The 7,415-nt window shown below is 67.9% G+C and carries 5 protein-coding genes and 1 pseudogene; 2 read left to right on the top strand and 4 right to left on the bottom strand.

Features of this window, described 5'->3' with window-relative positions; all coding sequences use genetic code 11:
* Positions 1-754 precede the first annotated feature (754 nt).
* From ABZ471_RS46945 to ABZ471_RS46935, 3 genes are all read right to left on the bottom strand, one after another.
* Entirely contained in the window at positions 755-1,597 is an 843-nt protein-coding gene (locus ABZ471_RS46945; protein ID WP_359075283.1) for a class I SAM-dependent methyltransferase, read from the bottom strand.
* On the bottom strand, positions 1,594-3,621 hold the full coding sequence (locus tag ABZ471_RS46940) for a cytochrome P450 (protein WP_359075282.1): 2,028 nt from the start codon (positions 3,619-3,621) through the stop codon (positions 1,594-1,596). Before ABZ471_RS46940 ends, ABZ471_RS46945 begins: the two co-directional genes overlap by 4 nt.
* 456 nt (positions 3,622-4,077) lie before the next feature.
* The gene (locus ABZ471_RS46935; RefSeq protein WP_359075281.1) at positions 4,078-5,037 is read right to left on the bottom strand and encodes an SGNH/GDSL hydrolase family protein; all 960 of its coding nucleotides are present in this window, start codon (positions 5,035-5,037) and stop codon (positions 4,078-4,080) included.
* Positions 5,038-5,734: 697 nt separating this feature from the next.
* Between ABZ471_RS46935 and ABZ471_RS46930 the strand changes: the two are divergent.
* Both ABZ471_RS46930 and ABZ471_RS46925 read left to right on the top strand, forming a co-directional pair.
* Positions 5,735-5,914: pseudogene (locus ABZ471_RS46930) on the top strand (hypothetical protein); the annotation flags it as partial.
* A gap of 55 nt (positions 5,915-5,969) precedes the next feature.
* A complete protein-coding gene (locus tag ABZ471_RS46925; protein ID WP_359075280.1) occupies positions 5,970-6,512 on the top strand; it encodes a cupin domain-containing protein in 543 nt (180 codons plus the stop codon).
* A 705-nt stretch (positions 6,513-7,217) separates the two neighbouring features.
* Here the strand turns inward: ABZ471_RS46925 and ABZ471_RS46920 are convergent.
* A partial coding sequence (locus tag ABZ471_RS46920; protein WP_359075279.1) for a Fe-Mn family superoxide dismutase occupies positions 7,218-7,415 on the bottom strand: 198 nt, incomplete at its 5' end.

Raw genomic sequence — 7,415 nt, 5'->3', positions numbered from 1 at the left:
GCAGACAGCCCAGGGTCTGTCCGGGAGGGCATGACCGGAAGGCGGATCGGGACGACGCTCGGAAGCAAGGCCAGCTGCCGCGTGCCCCCGTTCTCGTGAACACCGCCCCCGGACTGATCCGGCCGCCTCCCGAGACGGTGAACAACCGCTTTCGAAACTCGGATCAGGCACAAATTCCGTGCAACAGACTCATTGCTCCGGCCTTTGTGCTGGTCAAGTGCATCTGTGACGGAGCACAGCATCAGACGGAGGCCGCCCCCATGTCCGGCGAACAGAAACACCCCGAGACAAGTTCGAGGCTCGTTCGACGGCGGGACGATAAACGCCAAGCTTAGGCCGTGGGCAGCACAGCTGGGCTGCTCCCCCAAGGCTGCGGCGTCCTCATCCACCCGCAGAGTCAGGGCGGCAGTCAGGTCGACCGGACGGGCGGCATCACAGCACAACGCGTGACACGGGATGCTGACGGGCAGCCACGCCAGCGGACGGAAGACGCCAGCCGGGCCGGATGACCAGCGCGAACCACCGATCATCGCAGGCCGTGGTAGTGCCGGGTGGGTCAGCAGCGCGGCGGGCAGGCCCGTGCCCGCACGGCATGAGCACTTGTTGGCCGCGGCCGTCGAACGGATGACGCACGCCGCCGAGGTCATCGACCACCAGCTGCTGTGTCACGTGTACGTCGTCCCCGCCGAGGGCCTGCTGAACTACGCCATGGCGATCAAGGCGTCCGACCTGGAGCCAGTCCCGCGCAAGGGCGTCATCTTCCGTGGTGGGTACGTCTTGCCCATGCGGAGACTGTGGCCAGGCAGGCGTCGCGGAAGGTGGGTGAGCCGACCAGCGCGTCGAGTTCGGCCGCCTCATCGGGGGTGAGCAGATTCTCACGGAGGAGTGCGGGGCGGATCTGGTCGAAGGTGGCTTGCCACAGCCGGTGGGAGGCGCTGTCGTCGCCGACTGTGCCGATGCTGATGTGTAGTCCGGGTTGGGTGAGGCCGGCTTGGAGGAGCGGGGCGGGCTGGGTCCTGGGCCAGTGCAGGTCAGTTCCAAGGGTGCGGTGGAGGAGTTCGGCGCCGGCGAGCGCGGCCTTGCAGAAGAGGGGGTGGGGTGAGGTCAGAGCGGGGAAGACGTCGGGGTCCTCTATGACGAGCCAGCCACCGGGTTTGAGCCAGCCTGCAGCCTTTGTCAGGATCTGCTGGCGGGCGGGGAGGTGGACGAACAGGGCGCGGGCGTGGATGAGGTCGAAGCTGCCTGCGGCGAAGCTCTCATGGGTGACGTCATGGCGCAGGACGTGCAGGTTGTCGGGCAGGTTGCCGGTGAGGAAGCCGGTGTCGAGGTCGGTGGCGATGGTGTGTCCGCCGGGGCAGGTCATGGCCAGCCAGCGGGCGATGGATCCTGCTCCGGCGCCGAGTTCCAGGCAGTCCCAGCTGCGCTCGGGGTGCAAGCGCTGAACGACGTACTTGGTCTGGGTGTCCCAATCGGCTTGGAGGGTGAGGAGTCGGTCGAGTTCGGTCGCTGTGCGGTGTGCGAAGGCGCCGTGTTGGTAGCCCTGCGACTCCCCGCTCAGGTGCCGGGGTTCGCTGGGAGAGGTGGTGTGCTGGGTCATCGCCGGGTGGTGACCTTCAGATGAGGTGTTGTCCTGCTGATGAGCCCGTGAGGGACGGGCGTGAAGCCGTCCGCCCAGCGCAGGTGCGGCATGTGCTGGAGGAGGACCTGGACGGTCTGGCCGAGCAGACGGGCCATGTGGGCGCCGAGGCAGAAGTGCCGACCCGCGCCGAAGCCCAGATGCTCGGCCGAGGCCGCGAATTCCTTGTCGATCCGCTCGGGGCGATGGATGTCGAAACGGTCAGGGTCGGGGAAGTGCTCGGGATCCCGGTTGGCGGACGCCAGCAGGCAAGCGACCGTGGCGCCGGCAGGCACAGTGCCGCTGGGCAGGTCGACCGCTTCAGCGGCCTGACGGACGATGATGTGGGTGGGCGGATCCCGGCGCAGCGATTCGGCCCAGGACGCGTCCAGCAGATCGGGATCGTCCGCGACGGCGGTTTGCGTGTCGGGGTGGTCAACGAGGTTGGTCAGGAAGAGGGCGAGGGCTTTCTCGGAGGTGTCGGCTCCGGCGGCCAGCAGAAGGCTGCACGTCCCCTGGATCTCTCGGTCGGTCAGGAGCCGGCCGTCGATCTCGCTGGTGCACAGCGCTGACAGGAGGTCGTCCTCGGGGGCGGCCCGCCGCGCGGCGATGTGCGGTTCCAGGTAGGCGAACAGCTCCTTCGAGGCGTCCAGGCCGCGTTGGAGGATGGCGGGGTCCTGCCGGTGGTCTGCCACGAAGGACATGCCCGCGTTGTACCAGGGCCTCAGCCTCCGGGCGTCCCTCACGGGCAGGCCCAGGACGGCCGTCATCACGCGGATGGGCAGCCCCTGGCAGAAAGAGGGGACCAGATCGGTGCTGCCGTGCAGGCGGATCTCCTCAACCGCCCGGACGGCGAGTCCCTCGGCCGCGTCGAAAGCGGCCTGGCGCAGCGCCATCAGGGCACGGCCACGGAAGGCAGGGGACATCACCGCCCGATGCGCGGTGTGTTCCGTGCCGCCCATCTCCAGCAGGATGCGTCCCACCATCGGGCCGCTTTGCCAGGAGTAGTTGTCCGAGGTGAAGCGCGGATCGCACAACGCGGCGCGGACGTCGCGGTAGCGGCTGATCACCCACGCGTCCAAGGGCTCATCCCGCATGAGGGGAAAGTGATCACGCAGCCGCGCGTACACGGGAAACGGGTCCGTCTCGAACTGCGCCCACACCAGGCTCGGCGGAGTGCGACGAACGTCGACCGTGCTCGTCGGCCGCCCGCGCCAGTGGTAGCGGCTCGATGTCTGATGCCAGGCCAACACGTCGGACATCGCAGCGGCCAGCACCTCGGCGAGCCGCCGTGCCTCGGCCGCCTCCCCGCCTCCCTGGGGGAGCTGCGCCCTCTCCTTTTCGAACTCCACGACCCGGTCATTGATCATGTCGCGAACTCCGTCGACGGCCTGCTGCCAGGGGCAGCCCCACTCGCGGTGGGCGACCTTGACCAGGTTCGCGTCCTCGCCGAGCAGCAGATCCTTCTCCAGGGAGTACAGGTCGTTCACCCAACCAAGGACATCGCCCGCCAAGCGGCGCAATCGGGCGACGCTGGTCCCGAGGTGGCCGGTGCGCGGCGGTCGCAACTGGTGCACCACCTCGATGAGATCGAAGAGGATGTCCGCTCCGAACAGGTCGGCGCGCAACACTGGATAGCCCTCCAGCGTGAGCGCGGCACGGTCTGCCTGCCGGGCCCGATGAGCGACCATCCTGCACTGCGCCGACAGGTGACGGCCTACGTGCTCGACGAAGGCCGCTTCCCGGCCCGAGGCGAGCATGCTGCGCGTTCGCGGCAACAGATCCGCCGCCAGGACCTCCAGCATCGGATCGTGATCGGCGCCGCCTCCGCCGTGTTCGAGTAGAACGCGCAGTGCCTGTTCGGCGAACCGCTCCAGGACGCCGTCGTCGGCCCAGGGCCCGTCGTCGACCCGGTCGTCCAGCACCAGCGTCCAGACGAACCACTGCATGAGCACAAGCGCCCGCTCCCGGGGCCCGCCCCCGGCCAGCGCCAGTCCGACGTCCAAGATCCCGGAGGACTCCATCCGGTCCCGTCCCCGCACACCCACCAGCCCATGCTGATGACTCCACTCACACACCTCACGCACCAGGCCGGCAGCGTCACCACGAGGGGCACTGCCCGGACCCGGGAACGCCAGATCGGGAAGGTCGAACACCACTGGGTCCGCGACACCGCTGCCCGCCATTGAAGCCTCCGTCGCCGGCCTGAGCCCTGGCCTCCAGAGCAACCTGTTCAGCTCAACGAGCCACCGGCTCCACAGCAACGGGCCAGGTCAGGGGCTAGGTGTGTCGGAAGTGCTTGGTGACCGGGGTCGGGAGTGATTAGGCAGTTCGCCCGGCTTTCGTGTGCTGCGGTCAGCGATGTCGAGACGAGCCGCACCCCGGTTGGTTCCGCCTTGGCTGAAACCGCCCCACGGCATCGTGCCGGGGGCGGTTCGCGGGCGGCGGCGTGCTTGTGCGGGTCAGTTCACGCCGATGGCGTCCAGCATCGCCGCCGCTACGTGATCGGCGGCGTTGCGGTGGCCCCGGGCGTTGGGGTGCACGACGGAATGCTGGGCAGGGGAAGTGATGATGCCTTCCACCCACTTGCCGCTGTCGCAGACGCTGTGGTTCTGGGAGGAGTCGTAGAGGTCGACGAAGCGCGCGGCGTCCTGGGTGCCGGTCGACTTCTCGATGACCTTGTTGAGGGGTTCCAGGACGTCCTGGCGCAGCCAGTCCAGGTCGCCCTGGGTGATGGAGCCGAACTGTTCCCAGTTGTTGTACCCGCACTTGGAGGTGTCCTTGGGGATGACCGTGGGATAGCCGACGGACAGGATCTTCGCGTGCGGGGCCCGCTCGTGGAGGACGGTGAGCATCTCGTCGTAGTCCCGGCTCACCTTGTTCAGCCGGGCGGGGATGTCGCCGGCCAGGTCGTCCCGGCACGGGGTGCCCACGCCGCCGCTGCCGTCTGCGAGTTGCAGGCACCGGAAGAGGATTTCGGCGAACCCGAGGGTGTTGCCGCCCGCGCCGACGGTGATCACGTCGGTGCCGGGCTTCACCGCCTCGGACTGGGGAGGCACCGGGGGGAACGGATAGTCCGGGTCCTCGGAGAAGGGCGGCAGGTGTCGACCGATCGGCTCCTGTGCTCTGAAGGTGACGTCCTCGATCGTGGCGGCCCCGCAGCTGACGTTGGTCAGGTCGAAGAGCGAGCCGAGATCGCGGTCGATGACCTGCGGGTAGGACTGGTCGGTGCGCTCGCAGCCGTCGCGGGGGACTTCGAAGGTGTCGCCGGCGGCCGGGATGACCCCGGCGGTGTAGGAGTCGCCCAGGGCGACCCAGTCGTAGGTCCCCGCAGCGGAGGCGGGTTGCGCGGGAGCAAGGGCGCCGGCGGCGAGAGCCGCGGCCGAGCCGAGCAGGGCCAGTCGAGTGCGGAAGCTTGCCACGAATCCTCCAGGGATACGGTGTTGGCGACGCTTTGACCCTATGAGGATTGTTACTTAACGCACTAGATCGCATACGGACAGTCACATATGACCTGTGGGGTGGGTCCGTGTGGGGGACGCAAGTTCGGCGCGCCCGCCGCGCGTACTCATTCATGACCGCCTCGATGCCCCATTTGCTCATTGCGGGTTACGTCCCTGACTGGTTGAGCAATCCAGACGTGCAGCGCGGGTTCGGGGTGGCTGTCTCGTTCTCGATCTTCACCGAGAGGGTCCGCACAAGGACAACAGGCACCCTGCACGGCGCGAGCCCGCACCAGGGGCCCTCGTACGGATCTTCCGGTGTGACGGTCGCGGGTCACGGCCACTCGTTGATGGCCGCGACGAGGACGGTCGCCTCGTAGCGGACCGCCAGCAGTCGTATCGCGTGATGAAGGCCCGGTGCTTCTCGAGGCGGTTGATCCCGCACTCGACCGCATGGCGCTCGCGGTGGTCGATCGGGTCGAAGCGAGGCGGTCGGCCGCCTAGGGAGCCGAGCTTCCTGCGGTTACGCGCATGGTCCGCCTTGTCCGGGAAGGTGCAGCGGATCCCCCGGCGGCGCAGGTAGGCGCGGTTCTTACGGGAGGCGTACGCCTAATGGGCGCTGAGAATCAGCAGTTGTCAGTCCTGGCAGGGGCCGAGCGTGACGTCTGCGCTGTATGCGCCGCGGGATGAGCCTGCCGTTCTGGTGGCCGACCTGGACCTGGACGCGCGCCGCGACTGGCTGAAGCTCTTTCCCTCCCTGGCCACCCGGCGGCCCGACGCCTACCCACCCGCTCACCGCCCGGCACTGACGCAGTCCGGCGGCACTGTTCTGGAAATCGGCCCGAGTCCCGCTTGAGGTAAGGGCCGTAGCGTAGCTGCGATCACTACTGTCTACGCAAGGAGTTGATCGCATGAGTGACCTCATTCGTCTACCGGGTGAGGGGCACAAGCTGGTCACGAAAGCGCAGGAAGTGACCTTCAAGGCCACCGGGGCACAGGGCTCCTCCGCGTCCATCTTCGAGGTGGTCGTGCCACCCGGGTTCGACACCGGCGGCCACTACCACGAGCAGTCGGAGGAGTTCTTCTACATCCTGGAAGGCGAGTTGGAGCTGCTGGCCTTCGAGCCGGCCGAGCGTACGGACGACTGGCTGGACTGGGAGTCCGCCGACGGTGACAGAGTGGTACGGGCTCCGGCGGGCAGCAGCATGTTCGTGCCGCCCAACACCCCGCACGCCTTCCGCAACGCCACGGACAAGCCGGTACGCATGCTGTTCCAGAGCTCTCCGTCACCCGAGCACGAGCACTACTTCGAGGAGATCGCACAGATCTGGTCCACCGGGGACTCGGTGGACCCCGAAGCGGTGAAGCGCATGCGGAGCCGTTACGACGTCAAGCAGATCACACCCATGCGGTTCGAGCCGCCCGTCGCCACGGCGGCGGCGAGCACTGCCTGAGCATCCCGGTAATGCCGGGGCCGGTCCTCGTCGGGGTACCGGCCCGGGCCGTCGGCCCTCGCCTCTGATCCGAGGTCGAGGGCCGGCGGCCGGGCCTGGGCGTGTGCTGGGCTTTGCTGGATGGCGTGGTCAGTGGGCGGTGAGGAAGCGGGGCAGGTCCGCCCCCATGCGGGCGATCCTCACGATGGATGCGGGCCCTGCGCTCTCCAATGGGCCACTCAAGCCGTTTGGTGACTGGGTGACTGGGATGGAGTCAGGAGGGCGGGCCATCATGAACGCCTCCAAGGCAGGTCACTTCAGACTCGGTCTCCGCAGCATCCTGGCCCGACATGTCCTCTTTCATTGGAACCGCATGGGGTTCAGCATCCGCCAACAGGCCATCTGGTCTCGCGCCGCTCGGGAAGCGCTACTGGGTCAGTGAAGCCCAAGTTCGGACAGCGCGACAGGGACAGATCCCGGCCCGGGCCTGCAGGTGCATGGGGCGGATGGCTTCAACGAGGTGTTCATTTGCCCCACGCTGCGAGCGCGCCTCCGAAGCCTGCGCCGCCCTGCCAGTGGAAACTGGCGGCACGAGGTCACCGGCCGATCTCTCCCGGCATGGGAAAGCTCCCGCAAGCATCCGGCTTGCGGGAGCCCTCCGTTGTACTGCCTGCAAGTGAAGGTTGAGAAGACGATCACGAGCAGGACATCTTGGTAGCTGCGGGGTCAGGGGCGCAGCAGCAGGCTGTCGCCGCGCTCCTTGGCGGCGGCGTAGCGCTTGGCCACGTCCTGCCAGTTGACGACGGCCCACATCGCGTCGATGAAGTCGACCTTCTGGTTCTTGTACTGCAGGTAGAAGGCGTGCTCCCAGGCGTCGAAGACCAGGACGGGGGTCGAGCCCTGGCCGACGTTGCCCTGGTGGTC

This window comes from Streptomyces sp. NPDC005728 (assembly GCF_040630895.1).
Lineage (GTDB): Bacteria > Actinomycetota > Actinomycetes > Streptomycetales > Streptomycetaceae > Streptomyces.
Note: the sequence above shows the minus strand (reverse complement) of the source record. Positions and strands in the feature narration are given on the sequence as shown.